The organism is Oleiphilus sp. HI0067, assembly GCF_001635735.1.
This window is the reverse complement of sequence record NZ_LWFI01000195.1, coordinates 1-1,087: the sequence shown is the minus strand read 5'-3', so window position 1 is coordinate 1,087 and position 1,087 is coordinate 1. Positions and strand designations below refer to the sequence as shown.

General features: G+C 45.9%; 1 protein-coding gene. It reads left to right on the top strand.

Annotation, left to right across the window (positions count from 1 at the left end; genetic code table 11):
• A partial coding sequence (locus tag A3739_RS02540) for a ribonucleotide reductase N-terminal alpha domain-containing protein (RefSeq protein WP_255376761.1) occupies positions 1-1,087 on the top strand: 1,087 nt, incomplete at both ends.

Below are 1,087 nucleotides of genomic sequence, written 5' to 3'. Positions count from 1 at the left end.
AGGGATGCAGAAAGTTGCACGGGCTTATGTTTTGTACCGTGAGGAGCACGCTCAGCAGCGTAAAGATCAACAGCCTAGCGAAGAGGCACATCCTCACTTCAAAATGCAACGCAATGATGGCTCTGAGGCGCCATTAAACATTGGTCGTATTCGCGCTTTGATTTCTCAGGTGTGCAGAGGCCTTGAAGGCGTTGATGCAGATCATTTATTAGATTCGAGCTATCGCAACCTGTATCACGGCATTAAAGAGGAAGATATTGGTACAGCGCTTATTATGGCTGCGCGACCTTTGATCGAGTCAGAGCCGAATTATTCGTTTGTTAGTGCAAGGTTGTTGTTGGATTCGTTAATGAGCGAGGTGGGTAAGGCATTGAATGTTTACTTGCCTGCTGCGATAGAAGATGCGAGTAATGCGTATGCTGAAATATTCGAAGCGGGCATCCGTTTTGGCATTCAAGAAGAGCTTATCGATTCTAAGTTAGATTCCTTCAATATAGAGATGCTTGCCGATGCGCTCAAACCAGAGCGTGACAACCAGTTTACCTATTTAGGGTTACAGACTTTATACGATCGTTACTTTATTCATCATGAAGAAACGCGTATTGAATTGCCGCAAACCTTTTTTATGCGAGTCGCAATGGGGCTCGCGCTAAATGAGGATGACCCTACAGCCCGTGCAATTGAATTTTATGACCTCTTGTCATCGTTTGATTATATGAGCTCAACCCCCACCTTGTTCAATTCCGGAACGTTAAGACCTCAACTATCATCGTGCTATCTGACCACTGTTCCAGATGACTTGAGCGGTATATATGACGCTTTGCGTGACAATGCCTTGCTCTCAAAATGGGCAGGTGGATTGGGTAATGATTGGACTAATGTTCGCTCGCTAGGCGCGCACATCAAGGGAACTAATGGCCAGTCTCAGGGGGTCGTGCCGTTCCTTAAAGTTGTAAATGACACGGCTGTTGCAGTGAACCAAGGCGGTAAACGCAAAGGAGCCGTTTGTGCATACTTGGAAAGCTGGCATTTAGATATCGAAGACTTTCTCGATCTTAGAAAAAATACAGGGGATGAGAGACGTCGC